The following is a 25,473-nucleotide window of genomic DNA, read 5'->3' as shown; positions in this document are numbered from 1 at the left end:
ATGTTTAGCCCCGCAACCATCATCGCAATCGCCAACCGCGCGCCCAAGGCTTTAGCCAAGAGCGGACCGGTTCGCATCCTCGCTGCCCATGAGCTGCCGCTGTTCCGGGAGCATCTGCTGCGTCTCGACCGTGACAGCCGCCGCGACCGTTTCAACGGTTCGCTGTGCGACGACTGGGTCGCGAAATATGCCGAGCGTTCGGTGCAGGATGGCACCGTGATCCTGGCCTATTTCGAAGATGGCGTCATTCGCGGTGCGGCCGAGCTGCATCAGGCCGATCTCGTCAATATCGAGCCGGAAGTCGCCTTCAGCGTCGAATCCTGCATGCGCCGCAAGGGCGTCGGTAGCATCCTGTTCACCCAGCTGATCGCGAAGGCGAAGTCGATGGGTTACAAGACGCTGCGCGTCACCACCGGTGCGCAGAACGATGCGATGCGTGCGCTGGCCGGCAAGTTCGGCGCCAAGCTGTCGTTTCGTCACGGCGAATCGACGGGGCTGATCGATCTGAGTGCGGAGCCCGTGAAAGCTGCCCCGCCAGCAAAGGCTGGCGCGGTCGATGTCGCCAAGGCCGTTGGTGACTATAATCGCGCGGCCTGGCGTGCATGGTTCAACGCGGCCGGCTTCGGCAAGCACTGATAAATTACACTCCCACCTCATCCTGAGGAGCCGCGAAGCGGCGTCTCGAAGAATGGCGGCGAAGGCTTCAGCCAGGCCAGTTCATGGATCGAGACGGCGCTGCGCGCCTCCTCACCATGAGGGCATGAGCGAGTGGTCAAAACAAAGAAAGCAGGGCACTGGCCCTGCTTTTTTCGTTTGAACTGATGTCCCGGATCAAGCGCGCTTGGCGACGGCGATCTTGCGGGTAACACGGCGCTCGACGACGACGGTGCGCTGCGCGCCCTGTTCGCCGGCAATGACGCGGCTGACGCGCAACAGGCCGGTCGGGCGGCTGGCCTTCTTGACCTGCGCCTGAACGTCCTCGACCGGAAGTCCCATCAGCGAGGCTGCGATCTCGGCCTGCTGGTCGAGGTCTTCCGTGATGCCGATGGCTGCGAAGATGGCCTCGTCCAGGGTCGGCGGATCATGCCGCACGCGCCGGGTGCCATATTTCGTATTCCACTCGCCGCTCATCGTCGTGCCTCTGATTGTATATTGCTTCCTAACGAAGCGATTGTTGCATTGCAATATGAAAAACCCATGGCAAGGCTGCCATGCGTCAATGCGTCCGGGAATCTGCGAACCGCTTTGATGGGTAGCTTTATTGCAAAGCTGAGTCCGCGGCCAGATCGCGGATCGGCTGCGGCCATTTTTCCAGGGCCTGATGGCCGGTCGGCGTCAGTCCATAGATGCCGCGCGAGACCGGTTCGAACCAGCCGTAGACATTACGGTGCAGGATCTTTTGCGCATCGGGATAGACCGGCTTGAGCTCTTTCAGATTGCGCGGGCCCAAGGCGAGGGCGGCGGCGCAGCCGAGCGCCTGCTGGCGATAGGCTGTCATGATCGGCGTCTTGGTGCTGCCGCCAAGGGCAGGGTCGCCGATCCGCTTCTTGTGTTCGGTGACGAGACGCGCGCGCTTCTTCGGATTGCGGCGAGGCGCAGTGGTCGGCGGTTCGACCAGCACTTCGACGGTACCCGCGTCAGTCACTCCCAGCATGCCAAAGCCGAGGCGGCGGCACAGATTGCGGTAACGCGCATCGCTCTCGCGGCCCTTGCCGCGGATCGACATCTTTGCCGCGATCCAGAGTTCGTCGCAGGCGCCAGCGCGCTCCACGGCCTGCAGGATCAGCTCCAGGTTAAAGGACAGCTTGAGCTCGCCGATCACCACGATCGGTGGATCTTCGCCCTTCAGCGCGACGAGATCGCAGCCCTGGATCTCGCCCTTCACCGAAAAGCCGAGGCCTTCGAGGAAGCGTTTGACGGGGAGATAAAGCGAAGTTTCCAAGGCGACGTCCGGTCCGTGGTGACAGATTGAAGCGGGCAGGCGGTGGATGGAACCGCGACTCGCTGCGCGGAGTTTAACCGCGCCATCGCGACTTGGCATTCTCAAGCACCTTGCGAACACCATCGGAGCTCACGTGAAAACATTGCTGGAAACAACTGATAGCTTTGGTGTTTTGCCGCATCTTGTTGCTCTTTCGATTGCTTATATTTTAGCGCTTCCGATCGGCTGGAATCGCGAACGCGCCGAACGCAGCGCGGGTCTGCGGACTTTTCCGCTGGTGGCGCTCGCGACCTGCGGCATCGTTCAGGCCACCGAAGGCATTCTGAACGGCCACCCCGAAGGGACGGCGCGCATCATCGAGGGCCTCATGACCGGTATGGGCTTCATCGGCGGCGGTGCGATCCTGAAGGAAGGCGGCTCGGTGCGCGGTACCGCCACGGCATCCAGCCTGTGGGCAACCGGTGCCACGGGTGCCGCGGTTGGGCTCGGCTCCTATGACGTGGCGGTGGTCATTTCGCTGTTTACCTTCCTGACCCTCTGGCTGCTGGTTCCGTTTAAGGAAGAGGGTGGCAAGGAGGACGCCAAAGCTAAATCCCATAGCGAATTGTAGGCCGCGCATTGAGGGCTGGTCTTTTGCTGCAAAGCAGCGTAGACAGCCGCCATCCCGATACGCTCCGGACTCCCTGGACCCGACGTGACCGTCAAATGAAGGACGGCCGATTCGTTTCCGTTTGGTCCAAGTATCTCGATTTCGAGCATCGCTCGTCGCGATGAGTCCTGGCCGCAACACGCGGCCTGCTGCAACCAAGGTTACATATCCCGTGTCATTTGAATCGACGCCTCCGGCGCTCGCCCGTGCATTGGCTGAGCGCAACTACAGCGAATCCACCCCCGTCCAAACCGCCGTGCTGGCCGACGAGGCCGTCGGCCGCGACCTGCTGGTCTCCGCGCAGACCGGCTCCGGCAAGACCGTCGCTTATGGTCTCGCCATTGCCGCCGATCTTCTCGAGGGCGCCGAGCGGCTGCCGCAGGCCGGCGCTCCGCTGGCCCTCATCGTGGCGCCGACGCGCGAACTTGCGCTGCAGGTGCATGGCGAATTGACCTGGCTCTATGCCCAGGCTGGCGCCCGTGTCGTCTCCTGCGTCGGTGGTATGGATCCGCGCACCGAACAGCGTGCGCTGTCCGCCGGTGCGCATATCGTTGTCGGTACGCCCGGTCGCCTGTGCGACCATCTTCGCCGCAACCGTCTCGACATCTCGCAGATCAAGGCCGTCGTGCTCGACGAAGCCGACGAAATGCTCGACATGGGTTTTCGCGAGGACATGGAGTTCATCCTCGAAACCACGCCGGAGAGCCGCCGCACGCTGCTTTTCTCGGCGACCATGCCGCGTGGCATCGCCAAGCTGGCGCAGCAATATCAGGACAACGCCTTCCGCATCGAAGTCGCCGGCAGCGAAGGTGGCCATTCGGACATCGAATACCGTGCCATCCGCATCTCGCCGAACGATGTCGATCATGCCGTGGTCAATGTGCTGCGTTATTTCGAGTCGCCGACATCGATCGTGTTCTGCAACACCCGCAATGCCGTGAAGCATCTGCAGGGCGTGCTGATGGAGCGTGGCTTCTCGGTGGTCGCGCTGTCCGGCGAACTGTCGCAGAACGAACGCACGCACGCGCTGCAGGCGCTGCGTGACGGTCATGCGCGTATCTGCGTCGCCACCGACGTCGCTGCGCGCGGCATCGATCTGCCCAATCTCGGCCTTGTCATCCATGCCGAACTGCCGAACGATCCCGAAGTGTTGCAGCATCGCTCGGGCCGTACCGGCCGCGCCGGGCGCAAGGGCATCAGCGTTTTGCTGGTGCCGCCGTCGCGCCGTCGTCGCGCCGAATTCCTGCTGCAGCAGGCCGAAACCGAAGCCGTGTGGGGCGCGGCCCCCACCGTGGATGAAATCCGCGTGCTCGATGAAGAGCGCATGATGTCGGACAAGATTTTCGACGACGCGGCGAACGAGGACGATGCGGTCTTCGCGAAGAAGCTGCTCGAGCGGCATCCGGCCGAGACCATCGCGACCGCGCTGGCGCGGCTTTATCGCTCGCGTCTGCCGTCGCCGGAAGAGGTCGAGGATCCCGGTACGTTCCGTGCCCGCGACCGCGAGGATCGCGCCGGCAGCCGCCGCAAGGCGGAAGATGGTGGCCCCGTCCGCAAGACGCCGAAGAAGAATGAGCCGATGGGCGAGGGTGCGCAGTGGTTCCGCGCGGCCATTGGCCGGCAGAAGAATGCCGAAGCCCGCTGGCTGCTACCGATGATTTGCCGTCGTGGCGGCATCGAGAAGAACGATGTCGGCGCCATCAAGATCTATGACGGTGCCACCGAGTTCGAGATTTCGGCGGCCGCCGCCGAGCGCTTCGTCACCATGATCAAGCGCCCGGACAAGGAAGACAATATCCGCATCGACGCGCTGCCTAATGGCCCGGAAGGCGGCCCCATCACGCCGATGCCGCGCGGTGGCGATCGCGACTTCGCACCGAAGCGTCACCGCAAGGGCGACGACTTCAAGAAGTTCGACGGCGATCGCCCGGACTTCAAGCCGAAAGATTCCTACAAGGGCAAGTCGTGGAAGGAAGACGGACCGCGCGAGCGTCCGCGCAGCGACAAGCCCTATGCCGCCAAGAGCTTTGACGACAGGCCGCGTGTGGACCGCAAACCGAAATACGATCCGATTAACGCCGACCGTGCCCGCGAGCCTTCCGCGAGCTGGGAAGACCGCAAGCCCAAGCGTGACGGCGGTTATGAAGGCAAGAAGCCTTTTGAAGCCCGCAGCGAAGGCAAGAGCTACGAAAGCAAGAAGCCGAACTTCCACGACAAGCCGCGCAAGGAAAAGAAGACCTACGTGGCCAAGGCCAAGCGCGAAGGTGCTGCGAAGTTCGACAAGCCGGCGTTTGGAAAGAAGAAGAACAAGGCCTGAGGTGTAGGGTGGGCAAAGCGAAGCGTGCCCACCACCACTCGCACGACATTTAGTGGTGGGCACGGCGCTACGCGCCTTTGCCCACCCTACAAGGCCTGAGACGAGCGCGTAGGATGGGTAGAGCGCAGGCGCGTCAGCGCCGGAGCGAAACCCATCATTCCGTCGATGCAGCGGGCTCCGCCGATGGGTTTCGCTTCGCTCTACCCATCCCACAAGAGCGTCACACCCGTCCGCGTACCGGCACCAAGGCGCCGGTCACCGCACTTGCCGCATCGCTCGCCAGAAACAGGATCACGCTGGCGAGTTCATCAGGCGACACCCATTTTGCAAAATCCGCATTGGGCATATCCCGGCGATTGGCCGATGTGTCGATGGTGGAGGGCAGCACGGCATTGACCGTGACCTTGCCCTTCAACTCCGCAGCTAAAGCCTCCGTGAGTTTATGCACGCCGGCTTTCGACGCCGCATAAGGGCCCATGCCGCTGCCGGCGTCGAGCGCACCGATGGCGCCGATATTCACGATGCGGCCGGCACTCGATTTGATCAGATGCGGAATCGCAGCACGCGATGTGTTCAGCGCCGTGAGCAGGTTGAGACGATGCATCGTCTCCCAGCTTTTGGTGTCACCGTCAGCGATGGTCTCGAATTTGAACGCACCGGCAATGTTGATCAGCACATCGATGCGCCCAAACTGCGCGATGACATCTTCGATGGCCTTGCTGGCTTGCGCAGCATCCAACAGGTCGACGCCGCCAATCTGCAAGCGCTGCGGTGTGGAGGAGATGTCATTGTGGCCGTGATCGATCACGGCGACGATTGCTCCATCATTCAACGCGCGATCGGCGACAACCCGGCCCAGTGCGCCGGCAGCACCCGTGATGACGACGACTTTTTTCTGCATCGGGTAACGTCTCCGCCTAGCTGTGATCCGCTCCCGCTTTTGCTGCGGGCAGAACCCAAAGATAGATGCAGCCGGCGATAAGCGCCATCGCGGACATCAGACCGGTCATTACCAAAGCGGGGTGGCCGAACGGTTCCAGCACCGCGATCATGGCGCTGGCGAAGGCACCCATCACCATCTGGGTGCAACGCATGACGCCGGCTGCGGAGCCGGCCACATGGGGCAGGTTCGCCAGCGCCTCGTGATTGGTCGAGGGTGCGAGAATGCCGAAAGCGAAGATGGTCAGCGCCATCAGTGGCGTGAGCGAGATGACGGTCACGGCTTTGGCAGGCACCAGCAACAGCGCAGCAAGGGCGCTCGCCATCATCAACATCAAGCCGAAGGCGATGATTTTGCGCGAGGAGACATGACGCGCACTGAGCCGGCCGGAGATCAGTGACGCCACCAGCACGCCGCAGGAGGTGAGGCCGAACAACAGCGCGAAGGCGGTGGTGGAAAGACCGAGGCTGCCGATCAGCACCGACGGTGCGCCGGAAATGAACGCGAACATGCAGGCAAATGCGCAGGCATAAAGCAGGGCATAGCCGAGGAAGCTGCGATCGGTGAGCACGAAGCGATAGCTCTCGGCGAGTTGTTTTGGATTGAGCGAACGGCGGCTTTCGACCGGCTGGGATTCGACGAGCCCGATGGCGCCGACGATCAGCAGGATGACGCCGACCATCGCTTGCGTTGCATAGATCGCGCGCCAGTCGGCAAACGTCATGATCCAGCCTCCGAGCACGGGCGCCAGCATCGGCGCGATGCCGAGCACGGCGGCGATCTGCGACAGCTTTTGCCGGGCGGCACCGTGTACGAACAGATCACGGACGATGGCGATGGGCAAGATCGCGCAGGCGCCCGCCGCAAAGCCCTGCAACAAGCGGCAGACAAGAAGCACGGTGAAGTTCGGCGCAAGCGCACAGGCGCCGGCGGCAAGCGAGAAGATCAGCAGGCCATCGAGGAGCGTAGCGCGGCGGCCAAAGCGATCGGCGAGCGGACCGCAAATCAACGGTGAGATGGCAAAGCCCGCCATGAACAGGCTCAGCGTCAGCGGACTGCGCCCGGCGGCATCGGGGAATGTCGCCTCGAGAGCCGGGAAACCCGGCAGGCCCATATCGATGGACAGTGGCGGTAGTGCGGTGAGGGTGCCCAGGAAGGCGGTGAAAGCAAAAGTTTCGCGCCCGAGCGCCACAATGAAGTCCTTGAAACGAGAGTGGGCGCAGCCGAAACGCTGCGCGATAGGTCTATTCTGCCGGACTGATCTGTGCCGGCAAGACCTTGCGATTGATCAACGTCGTCAGCGCCATCGCGAGGCCCGCGAGTGCCACACAAGCGGCAAGTAGCGGCAGATGTCCATAATGGACGCCGAGATTGATGGCGATACCACCGATCCAGGCACCCACGGCGTTACCGAGATTGAAGGCGCCCTGGTTCAGCGTCGAAGCGAGATTGGGCGCGTCGGTGGCGGCATCCACCACCCAGATCTGCAGCGGCGACACCAACGCAAAGGCAATGCCGCCCCACAGCACCAGCAATGCGATGGTCGGGATCACCAGATGCGCGACGAGCGAGAGCGCGCCGAGCACGATGGCGAGACAGATGAAGGCGCCGATCACGGTGGAGAGCAGGTTCTTGTCGGCGAGGCGGCCGCCGATCAGATTGCCAATGGTGAGGCCGACGCCGATCGCCAGCAGCGCGCCGGTGACGCCGTGTGGCGTCAGGCCGGTGACGCCTTCGAGGAGCGGCGTGATGTAGGTGAACAGGCTGAACATGCTGACCGAGGCGGTGGTGGAGATCAGCATCGGCAACAGCACCGGCCAACGGCCGAGCGCGCGGAATTCGCGGCCGAGGCCGCCCTTTGTGCCCGGCATGCCCGAAGGCACGTAACGCAGGATGGCGATGAAGGCGACGACGCCGATGGCGACCACGGCCCAGAACGCCATGCGCCATCCGGCGGCCTGGCCGAGCGCCGTGCCGAAGGGGACGCCGAGCACATTGGCGAGGGTGAGGCCTGCGAACATCAGAGATACGGCTTGCGCGCGCTGTTCGCGTGGCACGAGATTGCTGGCGACGACAGCGCCGATGCCGAAGAAGGCGCCGTGGGCAAAGGCAGTCACGATTCGCGCCGCCATCAGCAGATTGTAATCGGGGGCAATGGCGCAACCGACATTACCGATGGTGAACAGCGCCATCAGCGACAGCAGCGCTGCCTTGCGCGGCATGCCGGCCGTTGCCATCGCTACCAGCGGGGCGCCGATCACCACGCCCAGGGCATAGCCGGAGACGAGATAGCCGGCCTGCGGAATCGTCACCGACAGGCTGCGCGCCACATCCGGCAGCAGGCCCATGATGACGAATTCGGTGGTGCCGATGCCAAAAGAGGCGGCCGCGAGGGCAAGAATGGGGAGGGAGAGGCGGATAGGAATTCTCCTGGGCGGAAATATTGCGGCGCAATATCAGGAGAAATGTCATGTTCGCGCACTCAGCGCAAAGGCGGCGTACAGGACGCAGCAATGCGCGCAGCGGCGATCTCGATGTCGTGAACTCTCCCCTGCAGGGGGAGGGTCGATGAACGCAGGCGATGCAAAGCATCGCTTGCGTTCATCGGGGTGGGGTGGCCGATTTCCCCCAAATGCGACGGCGGTGCTTCATCGGCACTGGCTCCGCATCGCGTCTGCCATAAAGTTCGACGTAAATACGCTCGAGCACGGCCGGCAATTCATTGGCAATGTCGGAGTTCCAGAAACGCATGACGCGATAGCCTTCTGCTTCCAGCCATTGCTGCCGCTTCAGGTCACGGATGGCTTGACCGTCTTCGTTGTGATGACCGCCATCGAGTTCAAGGATGAGGTGGGCGGCGGGACAAAAGAAGTCGACGACATAAGGACCAATGAGCGCCTGCCGTCGAAAATGCGTACCAACAAGCGGCATCTCTTTCAGCGCTCGCCACAAGATACGCTCATGCAGCGTCGTATTGCTACGGAGCCTCTTTGCGGCTGCACGACGGAGCGATGATGTGACCATTGCGCGTCCCTCGACTGCATTCACCCCACCCCGCTCGCTGTGCGAGCGACCCTCCCCCTGCAGGGGAGGGTGGAAAAATCCAGCCTTACGCTAGTCCAAGTAACAGTGGTTTTCTAGTCGAAGGCGATTTCGATGTGGCGCTCGCGCTTGCCGAGAATGTGACAGGCGCGCGAAAGATGATCGATGGGGATGCTGAGCTTGAAGCGCTCGGGAATGTCCTTGGTGCTCAACACGTCGAGACTGGCACCGACCTCGGACAGGCCACGCACCGTGCAGTCGATGGTGGACTGCCCACCATTGAACGAGATGTGCCCGGCCTTGAACACACGGCGCAGATTGCTGGGCGCCACTTCGCGGGCCTGCCATTCGACGCAGCGATTGCGGCCGCTCTGCTTGGCTTCATACATCGCCGTATCGGCGCGCCGGAGCAGTTCATCGATGTCGCATGCGTTGCGGTCCAGCGTGGCGATGCCGAAGCTGGCGGAGACCGGGATCAGCCTTTGCTTGCCTTGCACGGTGACATTGGCGATGGCCTCGCGGACTTTTTCGGCCACCACCATCGCATCCTCGCGATTGGTATGCGGCAGCAGGATCGCGAATTCCTCGCCGCCGACGCGGCCAATGGAGTCGGCCTTGCGCAGCGTGTCTTGAACCGCCCTTACACATGCCTTGAGAACGCGGTCGCCGACATGATGGCCGTTATTGTCGTTGATCGCCTTGAAGTGATCGAGGTCGAACATGACCAGGCTGAAATTGTGCCCGTGACGGACGGCGAGGGCACTCGCGCGTTTTGCCTCGTCGCGCAAAGCGCGGCGGGACAGCGCGCCGGTGAGGCTGTCCTCCATCAACAACGTGCGCAATTCGAGCTCGCTCAGTACGATGCTGGCAAAGTCTTCCAGCATGGCGGCTTGATCGGATGTGAATGCACGCGGCACGGAATCGAATGTGCAGAGCGTGCCGATGGCATGGCCACCGGCGACACGCAGCGGCACACCGGCATAGAAGCGGACATGCGGCTCGCCGATCACCGCGGGATGCTCGCAGTAAAGTGGATCAGCGAGTGTGTCGCGGATGACGAGCGGGCCGGTCTCGCGAATAGTGTAGTTGCACAATGCTGTGTCGCGGCCGGTCTCGCAGGCTTCAAAGCCCTGGCGCGACTTGAACCACTGGCGATGGCCGTCGATCAGGCTGATGACCGACATCGGCATGTCGAACACATTGCGCGTCAGGCGCGTGATGCGATCGAAAGCTTCTTCGGGTGGGGTGTCGAGAATGTCGTAGCGGTCGAGCGCGGTCAGGCGGTCGCTCTCCCGAAAATTACTCACCTGCATTGCTCAGTCCGTGGTGCGAAGTCTCATCCCATCATCCCGTTCCCACGGGGATCATGCATGATCCGCACGCACGCGCCAACGCACGAAAGCGTTTTGGCTTAACAACAATGTCGCAGCGGAGAATGGTACCTATACCGGTGGCCAGCTACGCATCGCCATGTCGGCGAGCTTGCGCAATTGCGCGCGAGGCGCGCCGCCGGCGGCCTGCACAGCCATACCCTGCAGAATTGCCGATACATAGCGCGCGAGATCGCCGGCATCCGATTCCGTCGGCAAATCGCCTTCGGCGATCGCGCGTGTGAAACGGATGCGCAGATCTTCCTCGCCCTTGGAACGGCGGGCCATCAATTCCTGCTTGATGGTCTCGGCAGCATCACCGCAACACAGCGCGCCCTGCACGGCAAGGCAGCCTGGGTTTTTCGGATCCGTCACCGCTTCCACGGATTCGTACAGGATATGCTCGACGGTCTCGCGTGCGGTCGGCTTATCCAGGCCGGTGCGGAAGTAACCGCCGGGTCCATCGACGTAACGATCGAGCGCCTTGCGGAACAGCTCTTCCTTGTTGCCGAAAGCCGCATAGAGGCTCGGCTTGGTGATGCCCATGGCCTCGGTGAGGTCGGCCATCGACGCGCCCTCGTAGCCCTTGCGCCAAAATACATGCAGCGCGAGGTCCAGGGCGGCATCGACATCGAATTCACGCGGACGTCCCATGGCCATCGCCAGGTCCTCCAAAGATTTCTACCACTCAGTAGATAAGTCCCTTGACACTGGATGTCGATAGGCCATCTATACCGGGCGTTACGAATATGTGCATCGCAGCAAGGCTTCCGGAAATCGGGTCGCCGGCGCGGTGCGTCCATCCTTAGCTATTGGAATGACAGGGCTTTCTCAAGCCCTTAGAAAATTAAATGGGGTTCACGATGGCCAATTCTCTTGTCCGAAACATCGCACTTGGCGCCGGAATCTTCGTTGTTTCCGTAAGTTTGGGCGGCGGCGCCGCCCTTTGGGATCTGTCCGGATTCGCAGCCCAGGCGGAACAGGCGCCGGCCGCTCCTCCGGCGGTTCCGGCCTCGGTGGCACTGGTCGAAGCCAAGGCGACGACGCCGTCCGACGAGTTTTCCGGCCGGCTGGAGGCCATTGAACGGGTGGAAATCCGCTCCCGCGTGGCCGGCGCCGTCCAGGCGATCCACTTTCGCGAAGGCGCGCTGGTGAAGAAGGACGATCTGCTCGTGCAGATCGATCCCGCGCTCTACGCCGCCGAAGTCGATCGCGCCCAGGGGCAGGTGTCTGCCGCCCGCGCGCGCTTGATCCTGACCAAGGCCGATTATGGCCGCGGTCAGCAGCTCACGACGTCGAGCATCACCCAGCGCGATCTCGACAACCGTTCCAACGCGTTCCATGAAGCCGAAGCCAATCTCGCAGCGACCGAAGCTGCGCTGAAGACCGCCGAGCTCAATCTCAGCTACACCGAAGTGCGCGCGCCGGTGTCGGGCCGCGTCGGCAAGATCGAGATCACCGTTGGTAATCTGATCGCCGCCGGGCCGTCGTCGCCGCTGCTGACCACGCTCGTCTCCGTCAATCCGATCTATGCCAGCTTCAATGCCGACGAGCAGGTGGTGTCGCGCGCGCTGAAGACGCTTGCCGACGAGAAGACCCCAAATGACATCGAGCGTGTTCCCGTGCAGATGACGACGATCACGGATAGCTCGCCGATGAAGGGCAAGATGCAGTTCATCGACAACCAGGTCGATCCACGCTCAGGCACAGTGCGCGTGCGCGCCGTGTTCGACAATCACGATGGCCGCCTGATGCCGGGCCAGTTCGCCCGCCTGTCCATGGGCCAGCCGAAGCCGGAACAGACGCTGCTGATCTCGGAACGTGCCGTCGGTACCGACCAGAACAAGAAGTTCGTGATGGTGGTCGATGGCAAGGACAAGGCTGAATATCGCGAAGTTCAGCTCGGTGCTTCGGTCGATGGCATGCGCATCATTCTCAGCGGCCTGAAGGCTGGCGAGCGTATCGTTGTCAACGGACTGCAGCGCGTCCGTCCCGGCGTGACCATCAAGCCGGAAATGGTGGCGATGAATTCTGCGTCTCTGCCGCAGACGAAGACCGTCGCCGCTAACTAACGTTTTTTGTCACCTCTCTCCACCGGGGAGAGGTCGTCCGGCCTTTCGATGCGAAGCATCGATGGGCCGGACGGGTGAGGGGGCTCTCCGCGATCGCGAGTCTGCGGAGGCTCCCCTCATCCGTCCCGGCTCCGCTCCGCTTCGCCGGGCCACCTTCTCCCCGCATGCGGGGAGAAGGCAGGGCGCCAGCTTCTCTTTCATTGAGTTTTCCCATGAACTTCTCAAAACTCTTCATCGACCGCCCGATTTTCGCCGGCGTGCTGTCCGCGGTGATTTTCCTCGCCGGTCTCCTGGCCATGCCGGTCTTGCCGATCTCGGAATATCCGGAAGTGGCGCCGCCCACCGTGGTGGTGACCGCGAATTATCCCGGTGCCAATCCGAAGGTGATCGCCGAAACGGTCTCGACACCGATTGAAGAGCAGATCAACGGCGTTGAGAACATGCTCTATATGAGCAGCCAGGCGACCACCGACGGCCGCATGACGCTCAACGTCACCTTCCGCCTCGGCACCGATCCCGACAAGGCGCAGCAGCTGGTGCAGAACCGCGTCTCCCAGGCCGAGCCGCGCTTGCCGGCAGAAGTCCGCGCGCTAGGCGTGACGACGATCAAGAGCGCGCCTGACCTCACCATGGTCGTACATCTGCTGTCGCCGAACGACCGCTACGACATGACCTATCTGCGCAATTACGCCGTCCTCAACGTGAAGGATCGCCTGGCGCGCATCGAAGGCGTCGGCCAGGTGCAGTTGTTCGGTTCGGGCGATTATTCCATGCGCGTCTGGCTCGATCCGCAGAAGGTTGCCGAGCGCGGCCTGTCGCCGGGCGACGTGGTGCGCGAGATCCGGGCGCAGAACGTGCAGGCGGCGGCAGGGCAGGTGGGCGGTTCGCCCAATGAGCCCGGCCTCGACCTGCAGCTCTCGATCAATGCGCAGGGGCGCCTGCAGACCGAAGAAGAGTTTGGCGAGATTATCGTCAAGAATGGCGACAATGGCGAGGTCGTGCGCCTGCGCGATGTCGCCCGCATCGAACTCGGCGCTGCCGATTATGCGCTGCGTTCGCTCCTGAACAACAAGTCTGCGGTGGCTATCCCGATCTTCCAGTCGCCGGGCTCCAATGCGATCCAGATCTCCGACAATGTCCGCAAGACGATGAAGGAGCTGAAGGAGAACATGCCGGACGGTGTCGCCTACGACATCGTCTATGACCCCACGCAATTCGTCCGTGCGTCCATCGAGGCTGTCATCCACACGCTGCTGGAAGCCATCGCGCTGGTCGTGCTCGTGGTCATCCTGTTCCTGCAGACATGGCGCGCGTCGATCATTCCGCTGATCGCGGTGCCGGTGTCGGTTGTCGGCACATTTGCGATCATGCACATCTTCGGCTTCTCGGTGAATGCGCTGACGCTGTTCGGCCTCGTGCTGGCCATCGGCATCGTGGTGGACGATGCCATCGTCGTCGTCGAAAATGTGGAACGCAATATCGAACGGGGACTGAACCCGAAGGAAGCCGCCTATCAGGCGATGCGCGAAGTCACCGGGCCGATCATTGCGATCGCGCTGGTGCTAGTCGCGGTGTTCGTGCCGCTGGCTTTCATCACCGGTCTGACCGGCCAGTTCTACAAGCAGTTCGCGTTGACGGTGGCGATCTCCACCGTGATTTCGGCCTTCAACTCGCTGACGCTGTCGCCCGCGCTCGCAGCTCTTCTCCTGAAGGGGCATGACGCGCCGAAGGATCCGCTGACGCGCTTCATGGACAAGACGCTCGGCTGGTTCTTCGTGCGCTTCAACCGCTTCTTCACGCGGTCGTCGGACGCCTATGGTGGCGGCGTGAAGCGCGTGATCTCGCGCCGTGCCATCGTCATGGGCCTCTATCTCGCGCTGGTCGGTGTCACCGGTTATCTGTTCCACGCGGTACCGGGGGGCTTCGTGCCCGGCCAGGACAAGCAGTATCTGGTCGGCTTCGCGCAGTTGCCGGATGGCGCCACGCTGGATCGCACCGAAGAGGTGATCCGCAAGATGGGCGAGATCGCGCTGAAGGAGCCGGGTGTCGAGAACGCCATCCAGTTTCCGGGCTTGTCGATCAACGGTTTCACCAACTCGTCGAATTCCGGCATCGTCTTCATCGGCCTGAAGGGGTTCGATGAGCGCAAGGATCCTGCGCTGTCCGGCAACGCCATCGCGCTGGCGCTGAACAAGAAATATGCCGGCATGCAGGATGCCTTCATCGCCATGTTCCCGCCGCCGCCGGTGGCGGGCCTTGGCACCATCGGCGGCTTCAAGCTGCAGATCGAGGACCGCGCTGGCCTTGGCTATGAGGCCTTGAACGACGCTACCAAGGCCTTCGTTGCCAAGGCGATGCAGCAGAAGGAACTGGTCGGCCTGTTCTCGAGCTATCAGATCAATGTGCCGCAGCTTTATGCGGATGTGGATCGCACCAAGGCGCGCCAGCTCAATGTGCCCGTGACCTCGATCTTCGACACGATGCAGATTTATCTCGGTTCGCTCTACGTGAACGACTTCAACAAGTTTGGCCGCACCTATTCGGTGCGCGTGCAGGCCGACGCAAAGTATCGCGCGCGAGCTGACGATATCGGCCAGTTGAAGGTGCGCTCGGACAGCAACGAGATGATCCCGCTCTCCACGCTGCTGCGCGTGAAGGAGAGTGCGGGTCCGGAACGCGCCATGCGCTACAACGGTTTCCTGTCCGCCGACATCAATGGCGGCGCTGCACCGGGGTTCTCGACCGGACAGGCACAGGATGCGGTGGCGCGTGTGGCCAAGGAGACGCTGCCGAAAGGCATCGACTTCGAATGGACCGAGCTGACCTATCAGGAAATCATCGCCGGCAATTCGTCGCTGATCGTGTTCCCGGTGGCGCTGCTGCTGGTGTTCCTGGTGCTCGCGGCTCAGTATGAAAGCCTGACGTTGCCGCTGTCGATCATCATGATCGTACCGATGGGGTTGCTGGCTGCGATGTTCGGCGTGTGGATCACCAAGGGTGACAACAACGTCTTCACCCAGATTGGTTTGATCGTGCTTGTCGGTCTGTCCGCCAAGAACGCCATCCTGATCGTCGAATTCGCCCGCGAGCTCGAATTCGCAGGGCGAAAGCCGATCGAGGCGGCAATCGAGGCGAGCCGTCTGCGTCTGCGCCCCATTTTGATGACGTCGATGGCGTTCGTCATGGGCGTGGTGCCGCTGGTGACCTCCACCGGCGCCGGCTCGGAAATGCGACAGGCCATGGGTGTCGCCGTGTTTGCCGGCATGATCGGCGTCACGGCCTTCGGCATCTTCTTCACGCCGATGTTCTACGTGCTGCTGCGCGCCATGTCGGGCAACCGCCCGCTGACCCAGCATGGCGAAGCCACGGTGGATCATGACGCGCCGCTGGCTCCGGGATCGCATGATAGCGAGCCGCGCCCGCACGCCACGTTGACAACGCACACGTGACGCTCAGACTGTCTCTCACGTAAACACGCGCACAAAAATTCCGGATGCCGCAATTTCTGCGGCATCACGGGGCGCGGATGTCGGGAGAGAAACATGACGACCGATCGCCTCACCATGTCTCGTCGCCACGCGCTTGCTATCCTTGGCGCGTCGATCGCCGCACCGCATGTGGCCAGAGCGCAAGGCGCATGGCCGAACCGTAGCGTTCGCTATTACGTCGGCTTCGCGGCTGGTGGCGCCACCGACACGCTGTCGCGCATCTATTGTCAGAAAATGTCCGAACTAACCGGCCAGCAATTCGTGGTCGAGAACCGCGGCGGGGCCGGTGGCGTGCTTGGCGCCGACGCTGTCGCGAAATCGCAGCCGGATGGCTATGGCCTCGGCATGGGCTCCATTGCCACCAACGCCATCGCCGTCGGCACCTATGCCAAGCTGCCATTCCAGGCGGGCAAGGATTTTACCTTCATCAGCGGGCTCTGGAAGCTGCCGAACGTGCTGGTGGTGAAGAAGGATCTGCCGGTGAAGGATCTCAAGGAATTCATCGCGCTCGCAAAAGCCAATCCCGGCAAATACAGCTACGCATCGCCTGGCATCGGCACCACGCTGCATCTGTCCGGCGAGATGATGAAGAGCGCAGCCGGGATCGATCTGCAGCACATCACCTATAAAGGCGGCAATCCCGCGATGGTCGATCTGCTGGCCGGCCGCGTTGATACGCTGTTCGACAATCTTCCGGGCTCGCTGCAGCAGATCAAGGACGGCGCCGTCCGGGCACTGGCCGTGACGACGACCAATCGCAGTCCGGCGCTGCCGGATGTGCCGGCGATGGGTGAAGTCCTGCCTGGTTATGAGCTCACGTCATGGGTGGCCGTGTGTGGCCCCGCAGGCATGCCGCCGGATCTCGTCTCACGTATCAATGAGTTGTCGCTGCAGGCCTTGAAGGATCCGGCTCTGGCCGCGAAATACGCCGAACTCGGCGCGCAGCCATTTCCGACTTCAACTGCCGATATCACCGCATACCGCGACAAGGAAGAAACCCGGCTTCTGCCTGTGATCAAGGCAGCAGGAATTACGCCAAGCTGACACGGTGCGCTTTCCTTCACTGCGCAATCTCGGCTACACTAGCCGCGGTGCAGTGGGGAATGGTCGGTGCGGACCGGATTTTACAAGTGCGAGTACCACGTCAACGAGGCGGTCGGCCGCAGCGTGATGTATGTGCGCGACGGCACCATGCTCGGCGGCAATTCCGGCTTCGCGCATATCGGCACTTATCGTTTCGAAGGCGACAAGGTGTTTGCCGAGATCGAGAGCCGCCGGCATTGCTTCGAGCCTGACTATGAATCGCTGCTCGGCCAGGATGTCGCGACCATCAAGGTCACAGGCGTCGCTTGCGGCGAGACCTATCGCTTCGAGGGCGGCTCGCCGCAGATGCCGGGCGCGTCATTTCGTTCGCTGATGACCAGCCTCGACGAAAGCGAATTGCCGCCGGCCGGTGAAGTCGGCGAGGGCGGTATTGCCAATGGCCTCTATTCGATCCAGCTGCGCACCCTTGATGGCATCGATGGCGGCCTGACCGGCGTGATGCTGTTGCAGGACGGCTGGATCCTTGGCGGCGATGCGTCCTTTTATTATCTCGGTTCCTATTCCTCGGCCGACGGCCGCTGGAAGGGCGAGATCCTCAATCAGGAACACACGCCGTCGCTGGGCGAGGTTCCGGTGTTCGGCGGCTACGAGATCGGCATCGGCTTTTCCGGCACCTGCGATGACAAGGGCGCCGAACTGGAAGCCACCGCGCTGGCCGGCAAGCGCAGCCTGCGTTTGCAGGCGAGCCTGAAGCTGATCCGCAAGGCGGAACTGCTGGTGGCTGAGGTCGCATAGACGCAGTGCGTAGGATGGGTTGAGCGTCAGCGATACCCGTCACCGCAAGCGCCCGGCCGTGATGGGTATCGCTTCGCTCAACCCATCCTACGATCAGCCTTGGGCAACCATTTGTTTCAAATTGGCCGATTAGGGTGCCCCGACTGAGTCGCCGCTGCGATTCTCCTGGAGCCTGCCGTGAACGAAAGCCTGATTGCCGTCTGCCAGTTGTTTCTGGTTCCGCTGACCATCATGTTTGCTGCGGTCGGCGTGGCCAATGCGCGCTTCGTGAAACTGCTGGTCTGTCTGCTCGGCGTCGGCCTTGCCGGGCTCTGGCTCTATCGGATCTATCTCTGGACCGGCTTGTCACTGATCGACCGCCGCACCGGTTACGGTCTCGCGGGGTCGTTCGCCCTGTGCTGGGTGCTGACGCTGCTGTATCAGATCAAGAGCAGTTTTGGCGGCAATCGCTGACCGCGCTCACACATCCGTCCAGGACGTGAACAGCGCTGCCTGACCGCGGCGTTGTCCGTGTTCGTCGGTCAATTCCCACACGATGCCGCCTTCGATCCAGAACCGGCGTCCGGATTTGGCGATCCGCATGCCGCGATAGTTATCGATGAAGCCGTTGCGCGCGACGGCATCGAGCAGGCGTTGCCGCTCCTCGCGATTGGGGGCTTCGGCAGACAGGCGCGAGGGGATGGTGATGAACTCATCCCAGCCATATTCGAAGCAACGCTGTGCCGTGCGATTGGCATAGACGAAGATGGGATCCGCAACGGTGCTGTGGGCGAGCACGGCAAATGGCGCGTCGTTATAGAGCCATGCCGCGTCCTGGCCGGTGCCGATCAATGGCTTGCCCACGGTTCGTGCGTAGCTGTGGCTGAGGAGCCTGAAGAAGGCAGCATCGAGTGCGGCTGAAGGTGGGGGCGTTACGTTAGTCACGGGCATCTCGCATCATTGGTGACGTCGAGATAGCCCGCAATGCCAAGCAGGACATCGGCCAGATCAGCGGTGCTGCGTTACTCCGGACGCATGGTCGCCATGGTCAGCAACCGCTTGCGCAACTCGTCGCGATCAATCCGCAGATCGGCCGGGACCTGCTGCAGATCCGCGAGCCAGACGCCATCCGCGGCGTAGCGCACGATTTCCAGTTCAGGTGCGCTATCTGTCGCGTGATGCCGCTTGAGGCGGGTACGCAGCCAGTTCGCCCAATGGGTGCGGGCGACGGGATCGGTGAGCAAGGCGACGCAGGTGGACTCCAGCGCTGGTGCATATTCGGCCATGGAAAAATTGGCGTTCACATAAGCCCGCGTGAAGCAGCCATGGCTGTCGCCATCCTGTGCCAGCGTTTCCTCGATGATGGCGTCGAACTTGTCGAGCTGATCCTTCAGGACCGCCTCGATCAGCGCCTGCTTGTTCGGGAAGTGGTGAAACAACCCACCTTTGGTGACGCCCGCTGCATCCGCCACTGCCTGCACGGTTACGGCCTGTAGCCCGCATTCCGTCGCGAGGCGTGCGGCATGGTCGATCAGCGCGCGGCGGACCAGCTCGGGTTGTTTTTTGCGTTCGTGGCCTTCGCTCATCGGCTCATCTGGCTGGGCGGGGGTGGTCGGTGCAAGCGCTATCGCTCACGGGATCGTGCTCTGCTGCAATGCACGAAAACGACTTGAAACGCAAACCAACCGGATGGTATGTTTCTGGCGCGAGTCAATGACCGCATGCAGTTTCCCGCCGTGAGCGCCCTCAAGCCAGCTCCGGCGTTTTTCTTTGATGGTGGCATAAGTGATTGAGATATCGACGTTTCCCGTGCGCTTAGCCGGCGCTCTGGCCATTGCTCTCATGCTCGCAGGTTGCGGCGATGGCAAGAAGGCCGGCGCCGATCAGGCGCCACCTGCGACATCGGTCGGCGTCGTCACGGTGACGCCCGAGACGCTGCGGATCGTCAACGATCTGCCCGGCCGTATCGCACCGACCCGGATCGCCGAAGTGCGGCCGCGGGTGGCCGGCATCGTCGTCGAGCGGGTGTTCAAGCAGGGCACCATCGTTCGGGAGGGCGATGTGCTCTATCGCATCGATCCCGCGCCGTTCCGCGTGCGGGTGACCAGTGCGAAGGCAGTCTTGCAGCGCGCCGAGGCCACGCGCGTGCTGGCGAAGCAGCAGGCGGATCGTCAGGTCCAGTTGAAGGAACGCGATGTCACCACGGGCCAGCTCTATGATCGCGCCGTGGCCGAACTCGCGCAGGCGGAAGCCGATGAGATGTCGGCCCGTGCTGGTCTCGAATCCGCGCAGCTTGATTTGCAATACACCGAAGTCCGCGCGCCGATCACCGGCCGTATCGGCCGTGCGCTGATCACCGAAGGCGCACTGGTCAGTGTCGGCGGCAGCGAGAGCTTGGCGACCATCCAGCAGCTCGAGCCCGTTTATGCGGACTTCACCCAGTCGGCGAACGAATTGCTGACGCTGAAGCGCGCCGCGCAGGCGAGCGCGAAAGCGCAGGGCGGCGATGCCGCCGACGTCCGTCTCAAATTCGATGATGGTTCGGACTATGCACAGCAGGGACGTCTGCTGTTCTCCGAAGCGGCCGTCGATGCGACCACCGGTCAGGTCACCTTGCGTGGTGAATTCCCCAACCCGGAAGGCGATCTGTTGCCGGGCATGTATGTGCGGGTGCAGATCGTGCAGGGCGAGCAGAAGGATGCGCTGTCGGTCCCCGAACGCGCGCTGCAGCGTGATCCCGGCGGTCAGGCACAGCTCTATGTCGTCACTGCCGAGCGCAAGGCCGAGCTGCGCAGCGTGACGCCGTCGCGTCTCGTCAATGGACGCTGGATCATCAGGGAGGGGCTGAAGGCCGGCGACAGTGTCGTGGTCGAAGGCTTCCAGACGCTCGCGCCCGGCGCCACCGTCGATCCGAAACCCTGGCGCAGCCAGACGGCAGCGAAGTAGGGCGTCACGTCATGTCGAATTTTTTCATCGCACGGCCGATCTTTGCCTGGGTGGTCGCGATCTTCATCATGATCGCCGGCGCGCTGGCGATTCCGAATTTGCCGGTGGCGCAATATCCGAGCATCGCGCCGCCGCGCATCGCCATCACCACCAATTATCCCGGCGCGTCAGCCGAAGAAATCTATCAGGGCGTGACGCGGCTGATCGAGGATCAGCTCAACGGCATTCCCGGCCTGATGTATTTCGAGTCGACCGCGGACGCGACCGGCGCGATCCAGATCGACGTCACGTTCCAGCCGGGCACGACCATCGCGCAGGCAACGGTGGATGTGCAGAACCGCATCCGCCGCGTGGAGTCGCGGCTGCCGCGGGCGGTCACGCAACAGGGTATCATCGTCGAGGAAGGCTCGATCGCATTCCTGCTGTTCATCTCCATGCAGGCCACCGATGGCAGCATGGATAGTATCGCGCTCGGCGACTACATCACGCGCAATGTGCTCAGCGAAATCCGCCGCGTACCCGGCGTCGGCAAGGGGCAGCTGTTCGGCACCCAGCGTTCCATGCGCGTCTGGATCGATCCCGACAAGATGCTCGGTCTTGGCCTGACATCTTCCGACATCACTGCCGCGATCACGGCGCAGAATGCGCAGGTCTCGGCAGGACGTATTGGTGCGACGCCCAATCCGGTGTCGCAGGAGGTTTCGGCGCCCGTGCTGGTCAAGGGACAACTCGGCACGCCCGACGAGTTCGGCGCCATCGTGCTGCGTGCCAATCGCGACGGCTCCTCGGTGCGGCTGCGCGATGTCGCGCGCGTCGAGGTCGGTGGCGAGGATTACAATTTTGCCAGCCGCCTGAACGGCAAGCCGGCGGCCGCTATCGGCGTGCAGATGTCGGCGACGGGCAATGCGCTCGCAACGTCGGAAGCCGTAAACGCCAAGATGAAGGAGCTTTCAAAATTCTTCCCGAAGGGGCTGACCTACGAAATCCCCTATGACACGACGCCCTTCGTCAAGGCGTCCATCGAGAAGGTGCTGCATACGCTGGCGGAGGCGATCGGCCTTGTCTTCATCGTGATGTTCCTGTTCCTGCAGAATATCCGCTACACGCTGATCCCCACCATCGTGGTGCCCATTGCTCTGCTTGGCACCTGTGCCGTGATGCTCGCGACCGGTTTCTCCATCAATGTGCTGACCATGTTCGCCATGGTGCTGGCGATCGGCATTCTCGTCGACGACGCCATCGTCGTGGTGGAGAATGTCGAGCGGCTGATGGCTCAGGAGGGATTGTCGCCGCGCGAAGCGACCATCAAGGCCATGAAGCAGATCAGCGGCGCCATCATCGGCATCACGCTGGTGCTCACCGCGGTGTTCGTGCCGATGGCGTTCTTCCCCGGCGCGGTCGGCATCATCTACCGGCAGTTCAGCCTGACCATGGTGGTCTCGATCCTGTTCTCGGGATTCCTAGCGCTGACGCTGACGCCGGCTTTGTGCGCGACATTCCTGAAGCCAATCCCGAAGGGCCATCACGAGAAGGGCGGCTTCTTCGGCTGGTTCAATCGCGGCTTTGATCGCCTCGCAGGCAGCTATCGCGGCACGGTCGGCTGGGTGACAAATCGCACAGGCCGCATGATGGTGGTCTATCTCGCGCTGCTGGTCGGTCTCGGCTGGGCCTATGTGCGGCTGCCATCGGGATTCCTGCCGACGGAGGATCAGGGCTATGTCATCACCGACATCCAGGCGCCGCCGGAAGCGAGCCAGTCGCGCACGCTGGAATCCGTCAAGCAGGTTGAAAGCGTCTTCATGAAGGAGGAGGGCGTTGCCAGCATGTTCACCGTGCTCGGCTTCAGCTTCTCTGGCAATGGCCTGAGCTCGGGCATAGCATTTCCGACGCTGAAGGACTGGAGCGAGCGCAAGGCCAAGGATGCTGCGCCGGAAATCGTGAAACGCGCCAATGCCGAATTCGCCAAGATCGGTGACGCGATGGCCTTTGCGCTATCGCCACCGCCGATCGAAGGGCTCGGCAATTCCACTGGCTTCACCTTCCGCCTGCAGGACCGCAGCAGCCGCGGCTCGGCGGCGCTGTCTGCCGCCGCAAGCCAGTTGATGGCGGCGGGTGCCAAGAGTCCGGTGCTGGTCGGGTTGCGTATCGAGGGCCTGTCGAATTCGGCGCAGCTCAATCTCGTCATCGATCGCGAAAAGGCGAATACCTTTGGCGTGTCCTTCGCCGACATCAATGCCACTGTGTCAGCGAGCCTGGGCTCGTCCTACATCAACGACTTCCCCAATGCCGGTCGCATGCAGCGCGTAACCATTCAGGCTGAAGACGATCGCCGCATGCAGGCAAGCGATCTGCTGAAGCTGAACGTGCGCAATGCCAGCGGCGGCATGGTGCCGCTCTCGGCCTTCGCGCGGACGGAATGGGCGAAGGGGCCGGTGCAGGTGGTCGGCTTCAACGGCTATCCGTCAATCCGTATCGCCGGCGATGCGGCGCCCGGATTCTCGTCCGGCGACGCCATCAAGGAAATGGAGCGGCTGGTTGGGCAGCTGCCCGATGGCTTCGGCTATCAATGGGCGGGGCAGTCGCAGCAGGAAATCGAGTCGGGCAATCAGGCGCCGTTCCTGCTGGGGTTGAGCGTGCTGTTCGTGTTCCTGTTGCTGGCAGGGCTCTATGAAAGCTGGTCGATCCCGCTGTCGGTGATGCTGGTGGTGCCGCTTGGCATTATCGGCTCGTTGCTCGCGGTGATGCTGCGCGACATGCCGAACGACATCTATTTCAAGGTCGGCCTGATCGCGATCATCGGCCTGTCGGCGAAGAACGCGATCCTGATCGTGGAATTCGCCAAGGAACTACATGCCGAAGGCAAGTCGCTGCGCGAGGCGGCGATCGAAGCGGCCTATCTCCGATTCCGCCCGATCCTCATGACCTCGCTTGCCTTCATTCTCGGCGTGACGCCGCTGGCGATCGCCACCGGCGCCAGCGCCGGCAGCCAGAACGCGATCGGCACCGGCGTGCTCGGTGGCATGATCTCGGCCACCGTGCTCGCAGTGCTGTTCGTGCCGGTGTTCTACGTTTTCGTGCTGAAGCGGATGCCGTCGAAGCAGCGTGGCAAGCAGGAAGCCGCAGCATCGCAGGATGCAGCGTCTCGGGCGAGTTGAGGAGATTCGATATGCCTCGCAGCATGATCTATGAATTCGATCGCGAGCTCGATCCGGATCGCCTGACCTATGGCGACCGGGTCCGCATGTCGCCGCTCGGTCTGGAGCGGCATCCGAGCTATGGCGCCCGGGAGGGCGTGATTGTCGGCATGGGCTCGCCGAACAGCATGCGGGTGAAGTTCGACGACCGTGTTACCGTGCAGGCGATCCATCGCGATTATCTGGTGCGCGTGGCGAACGTAAAGCAACAGACGAACCAGGCGAGGCGAGCGTGATGACCTATCTCTATCTGGCGGTTGCCATCCTTTGCGAGGTCATCGCCACCAGCTTCCTGAAAGTCTCCGAGGGCTTTACCAAACCCGTGCCTTCGCTGATCACGGCCGCGGGCTATGCTATCTCGTTCTACTTCCTCTCGCTCGCATTGCGTGAAATCCCGACCGGCATTGCCTATGCGATCTGGTCCGGCGTCGGCATCGTGCTGATCACCACGATTGCCTGGGTGTTCCAGGGGCAGAAACTCGATATGCCGGCGCTGGGCGGCCTCGGTCTGATCGTGGCCGGGGTGGTCGTCATCAATGTGTTTTCGAAAGCCACCGCACACTGATTGGCTATCCGCATATTCCGATAGCTGATCGGCTGATTTAACCCTCGCATCGCTTTCGCTGTTGCTCTAGCCTCTGCCGATAATGCCGTTTCACGTCGCCCAAGGGCGCGATGAAACGGCGCAAAAGGGGAGTGAACGTGAGCATTACCACAGGTCGATGCATTGCCATCGCCGCGGCCATGGCCGCATCGCTGCTATCAGTGGCGCCGGGGCAGGCGCAGCAATATCCGGATCGCAACATCACGATGGTCGTGCCATTTCCGCCGGGCGGAACGACCGACATCGTCGCACGTGTTCTCACCGAACAGCTCAGCACCGAGCTGGGCAAGCAGGTGATCATCGAGAACCGCGGCGGTGCGTCGACCTCCATCGGCGCGCAATATGTCGCCAGCGCCGACAAGGATGGCTACACGCTGCTGTTTGCAGCAGCGACCACTTTCACGACCAATCCGCATCTGCTCGCCTCGATCAAATACAAGCTCGAGGATTTCGCGCCGGTCGCCATGGTGGTGAAAGTGCCGTTCGCCTTCAATGTGAAGAAGGACTTTCCGGCCAAGGACGTCGCCGCATTTCGCGCTTATGCGCTGGCCAATCCCAACAAAGTCAACAACGCCACCAATGGGCCGGGCAGCACCGTGCATCTGATGGGCGAGATCGTCGCTCGCGGGCTCGGCGTGAAGTTGCAGCATGTCCATTATCGTGGTGCGGCGCCCGCGATGAACGATCTCCTCGCCGGCGTCGTCGATAGCAATGTGGAAGCGCTGACCAACACGGTGCCGAACCACAATGCCGGCCTGTATCGCGCGATTGCGGTTCTATCCGAGGAGCGCCTGCCGCAGCTGCCGGATGTCCCGACCTTCAAGGAGCTCGGCTTCCCCAGCATCGTCGGCTCCACCTGGTTCGCCGTCTTCGCGCCTGCGGGCACGCCGCAGCCGGTGCTGGACAAGCTCGGTGCCGCCATCAACAAGGTGATCAAGACGCCGGAATTCGCGAAGAAGATGGATCCGATGGGTAATCAGCCTTGGCCGATGACACAGGCGGAGCTCGACACCCATGTGAAGAGCGAAAGCGAACGCCTCGGCAAGCTCATTCGCGATGCGAAGATCACGGTCGACTGACCGCAAGACAGA

23 protein-coding genes are annotated in these 25,473 nt (G+C 62.5%); 13 read left to right on the top strand and 10 right to left on the bottom strand.

Going from position 1 to position 25,473, the window contains the following annotated elements; translation table 11 throughout:
- Complete coding sequence (locus AC1RQ5_RS18920) at positions 1–636, top strand: GNAT family N-acetyltransferase (RefSeq protein ID WP_493200980.1); 636 nt, start codon at positions 1–3, stop codon at positions 634–636.
- A gap of 195 nt (positions 637–831) precedes the next feature.
- Here the strand turns inward: AC1RQ5_RS18920 and AC1RQ5_RS18915 are convergent, their stop codons facing one another.
- Positions 832–1,131, bottom strand: coding sequence for a hypothetical protein (locus AC1RQ5_RS18915; RefSeq protein ID WP_398482985.1), 300 nt, complete (start codon positions 1,129–1,131; stop codon positions 832–834).
- Positions 1,132–1,258: 127 nt separating this feature from the next.
- On the bottom strand, positions 1,259–1,942 hold the full coding sequence (locus AC1RQ5_RS18910; protein ID WP_493200978.1) for a DUF2161 domain-containing phosphodiesterase: 684 nt from the start codon (positions 1,940–1,942) through the stop codon (positions 1,259–1,261).
- 133 nt (positions 1,943–2,075) lie between these two features.
- Between AC1RQ5_RS18910 and AC1RQ5_RS18905 the strand changes: the two genes are divergently transcribed.
- Together AC1RQ5_RS18905 and AC1RQ5_RS18900 are read left to right on the top strand one after the other, a co-directional pair.
- A complete protein-coding gene (locus AC1RQ5_RS18905; RefSeq protein ID WP_493200976.1) occupies positions 2,076–2,552 on the top strand; it encodes an MgtC/SapB family protein in 477 nt (158 codons plus the stop codon).
- A gap of 211 nt (positions 2,553–2,763) precedes the next feature.
- Positions 2,764–4,908 (top strand): DEAD/DEAH box helicase, encoded by a 2,145-nt coding sequence (locus tag AC1RQ5_RS18900; protein ID WP_493200974.1) that lies wholly within the window; start codon positions 2,764–2,766, stop codon positions 4,906–4,908.
- A 220-nt stretch (positions 4,909–5,128) separates the two neighbouring features.
- Here AC1RQ5_RS18900 and fabG read toward each other — a convergent pair whose 3' ends face one another.
- The 6 genes from fabG to AC1RQ5_RS18870 all read right to left on the bottom strand — a co-directional run bounded on the left by fabG (position 5,129) and on the right by AC1RQ5_RS18870 (position 10,920).
- Complete coding sequence (gene fabG, locus AC1RQ5_RS18895) at positions 5,129–5,809, bottom strand: 3-oxoacyl-ACP reductase FabG (protein ID WP_493200972.1); 681 nt, start codon at positions 5,807–5,809, stop codon at positions 5,129–5,131.
- 16 nt (positions 5,810–5,825) lie between these two features.
- Positions 5,826–7,040 (bottom strand): multidrug effflux MFS transporter, encoded by a 1,215-nt coding sequence (locus AC1RQ5_RS18890; RefSeq protein WP_493200971.1) that lies wholly within the window; start codon positions 7,038–7,040, stop codon positions 5,826–5,828.
- A 52-nt stretch (positions 7,041–7,092) separates the two neighbouring features.
- Positions 7,093–8,268, bottom strand: coding sequence for an MFS transporter (locus tag AC1RQ5_RS18885; RefSeq protein ID WP_493203471.1), 1,176 nt, complete (start codon positions 8,266–8,268; stop codon positions 7,093–7,095).
- Between the two features lie 181 nt (positions 8,269–8,449).
- Positions 8,450–8,872, bottom strand: coding sequence for an endonuclease domain-containing protein (locus AC1RQ5_RS18880; protein WP_493200969.1), 423 nt, complete (start codon positions 8,870–8,872; stop codon positions 8,450–8,452).
- 113 nt (positions 8,873–8,985) lie between these two features.
- The gene (locus AC1RQ5_RS18875) at positions 8,986–10,203 is read right to left on the bottom strand and encodes a sensor domain-containing diguanylate cyclase (RefSeq protein WP_493200967.1); all 1,218 of its coding nucleotides are present in this window, start codon (positions 10,201–10,203) and stop codon (positions 8,986–8,988) included.
- A 129-nt stretch (positions 10,204–10,332) separates the two neighbouring features.
- Positions 10,333–10,920 carry a TetR/AcrR family transcriptional regulator gene (locus AC1RQ5_RS18870; RefSeq protein ID WP_493200965.1) on the bottom strand — a complete coding sequence of 196 codons (588 nt, stop codon included), beginning with the start codon at positions 10,918–10,920 and terminating at the stop codon, positions 10,333–10,335.
- Positions 10,921–11,123: 203 nt separating this feature from the next.
- Between AC1RQ5_RS18870 and AC1RQ5_RS18865 the strand changes: the two genes are divergently transcribed.
- The 5 genes from AC1RQ5_RS18865 (at position 11,124) to AC1RQ5_RS18845 (ending at position 18,112) form a co-directional block, all read left to right on the top strand.
- The gene (locus tag AC1RQ5_RS18865; protein WP_398482427.1) at positions 11,124–12,332 is read left to right on the top strand and encodes an efflux RND transporter periplasmic adaptor subunit; all 1,209 of its coding nucleotides are present in this window, start codon (positions 11,124–11,126) and stop codon (positions 12,330–12,332) included.
- A gap of 212 nt (positions 12,333–12,544) precedes the next feature.
- A complete protein-coding gene (locus tag AC1RQ5_RS18860; protein ID WP_493200963.1) occupies positions 12,545–15,781 on the top strand; it encodes an efflux RND transporter permease subunit in 3,237 nt (1,078 codons plus the stop codon).
- Positions 15,782–15,874: 93 nt separating this feature from the next.
- On the top strand, positions 15,875–16,864 hold the full coding sequence (locus tag AC1RQ5_RS18855) for a Bug family tripartite tricarboxylate transporter substrate binding protein (RefSeq protein ID WP_493200962.1): 990 nt from the start codon (positions 15,875–15,877) through the stop codon (positions 16,862–16,864).
- A 66-nt stretch (positions 16,865–16,930) separates the two neighbouring features.
- The gene (locus AC1RQ5_RS18850; RefSeq protein WP_493200960.1) at positions 16,931–17,659 is read left to right on the top strand and encodes a GrlR family regulatory protein; all 729 of its coding nucleotides are present in this window, start codon (positions 16,931–16,933) and stop codon (positions 17,657–17,659) included.
- Positions 17,660–17,836: 177 nt separating this feature from the next.
- Positions 17,837–18,112: a hypothetical protein gene (locus AC1RQ5_RS18845; RefSeq protein WP_493200959.1), complete on the top strand. Its 276-nt coding sequence runs from the start codon at positions 17,837–17,839 to the stop codon at positions 18,110–18,112.
- 6 nt (positions 18,113–18,118) lie between these two features.
- Here the strand turns inward: AC1RQ5_RS18845 and AC1RQ5_RS18840 are convergent, their stop codons facing one another.
- Together AC1RQ5_RS18840 and AC1RQ5_RS18835 are read right to left on the bottom strand one after the other, a co-directional pair.
- Positions 18,119–18,583, bottom strand: coding sequence for an MEKHLA domain-containing protein (locus AC1RQ5_RS18840; protein WP_493200957.1), 465 nt, complete (start codon positions 18,581–18,583; stop codon positions 18,119–18,121).
- 77 nt (positions 18,584–18,660) lie between these two features.
- Positions 18,661–19,224: a TetR/AcrR family transcriptional regulator gene (locus AC1RQ5_RS18835; RefSeq protein WP_493200955.1), complete on the bottom strand. Its 564-nt coding sequence runs from the start codon at positions 19,222–19,224 to the stop codon at positions 18,661–18,663.
- A gap of 256 nt (positions 19,225–19,480) precedes the next feature.
- Here AC1RQ5_RS18835 and AC1RQ5_RS18830 point away from each other — a divergent pair, with 256 nt between their 5' ends.
- From AC1RQ5_RS18830 to AC1RQ5_RS18810, 5 genes are all read left to right on the top strand, one after another.
- Positions 19,481–20,584, top strand: coding sequence for an efflux RND transporter periplasmic adaptor subunit (locus AC1RQ5_RS18830; protein ID WP_493200954.1), 1,104 nt, complete (start codon positions 19,481–19,483; stop codon positions 20,582–20,584).
- Between the two features lie 11 nt (positions 20,585–20,595).
- Positions 20,596–23,739 carry a multidrug efflux RND transporter permease subunit gene (locus AC1RQ5_RS18825; protein ID WP_493200952.1) on the top strand — a complete coding sequence of 1,048 codons (3,144 nt, stop codon included), beginning with the start codon at positions 20,596–20,598 and terminating at the stop codon, positions 23,737–23,739.
- An 11-nt stretch (positions 23,740–23,750) separates the two neighbouring features.
- On the top strand, positions 23,751–24,014 hold the full coding sequence (locus AC1RQ5_RS18820) for a hypothetical protein (RefSeq protein WP_493200950.1): 264 nt from the start codon (positions 23,751–23,753) through the stop codon (positions 24,012–24,014).
- Positions 24,014–24,343, top strand: coding sequence for a DMT family transporter (locus AC1RQ5_RS18815; RefSeq protein ID WP_398482408.1), 330 nt, complete (start codon positions 24,014–24,016; stop codon positions 24,341–24,343). Before AC1RQ5_RS18820 ends, AC1RQ5_RS18815 begins: the two co-directional genes overlap by 1 nt.
- A gap of 137 nt (positions 24,344–24,480) precedes the next feature.
- A complete protein-coding gene (locus tag AC1RQ5_RS18810) occupies positions 24,481–25,461 on the top strand; it encodes a Bug family tripartite tricarboxylate transporter substrate binding protein (protein WP_493200949.1) in 981 nt (326 codons plus the stop codon).
- The last annotated feature ends 12 nt before the right edge of the window (positions 25,462–25,473 follow it).

This window comes from Tardiphaga sp. GW821-FHT12E02 (genome assembly GCF_058807155.1).
This window is presented reverse-complemented; position numbering and strand designations above follow the sequence as displayed.

What these genes read in the sequence shown, in the direction of transcription:
- AC1RQ5_RS18920 (WP_493200980.1), top strand. Translation starts at nt 1, where the DNA reads ATGTTTAGCCCCGCAACCATCATCGCAATCGCCAACCGCGCGCCCAAG.
- AC1RQ5_RS18915 (WP_398482985.1), bottom strand. Translation starts at nt 1,131, where the DNA reads ATGAGCGGCGAGTGGAATACGAAATATGGCACCCGGCGCGTGCGGCAT.
- fabG (WP_493200972.1), bottom strand. Translation starts at nt 5,809, where the DNA reads ATGCAGAAAAAAGTCGTCGTCATCACGGGTGCTGCCGGCGCACTGGGC.
- AC1RQ5_RS18880 (WP_493200969.1), bottom strand. Translation starts at nt 8,872, where the DNA reads ATGGTCACATCATCGCTCCGTCGTGCAGCCGCAAAGAGGCTCCGTAGC.
- AC1RQ5_RS18875 (WP_493200967.1), bottom strand. Translation starts at nt 10,203, where the DNA reads ATGCAGGTGAGTAATTTTCGGGAGAGCGACCGCCTGACCGCGCTCGAC.
- AC1RQ5_RS18870 (WP_493200965.1), bottom strand. Translation starts at nt 10,920, where the DNA reads ATGGCCATGGGACGTCCGCGTGAATTCGATGTCGATGCCGCCCTGGAC.
- AC1RQ5_RS18865 (WP_398482427.1), top strand. Translation starts at nt 11,124, where the DNA reads ATGGCCAATTCTCTTGTCCGAAACATCGCACTTGGCGCCGGAATCTTC.
- AC1RQ5_RS18860 (WP_493200963.1), top strand. Translation starts at nt 12,545, where the DNA reads ATGAACTTCTCAAAACTCTTCATCGACCGCCCGATTTTCGCCGGCGTG.
- AC1RQ5_RS18855 (WP_493200962.1), top strand. Translation starts at nt 15,875, where the DNA reads ATGACGACCGATCGCCTCACCATGTCTCGTCGCCACGCGCTTGCTATC.
- AC1RQ5_RS18835 (WP_493200955.1), bottom strand. Translation starts at nt 19,224, where the DNA reads ATGAGCGAAGGCCACGAACGCAAAAAACAACCCGAGCTGGTCCGCCGC.
- AC1RQ5_RS18830 (WP_493200954.1), top strand. Translation starts at nt 19,481, where the DNA reads ATGCTCGCAGGTTGCGGCGATGGCAAGAAGGCCGGCGCCGATCAGGCG.
- AC1RQ5_RS18825 (WP_493200952.1), top strand. Translation starts at nt 20,596, where the DNA reads ATGTCGAATTTTTTCATCGCACGGCCGATCTTTGCCTGGGTGGTCGCG.
- AC1RQ5_RS18820 (WP_493200950.1), top strand. Translation starts at nt 23,751, where the DNA reads ATGCCTCGCAGCATGATCTATGAATTCGATCGCGAGCTCGATCCGGAT.
- AC1RQ5_RS18815 (WP_398482408.1), top strand. Translation starts at nt 24,014, where the DNA reads ATGACCTATCTCTATCTGGCGGTTGCCATCCTTTGCGAGGTCATCGCC.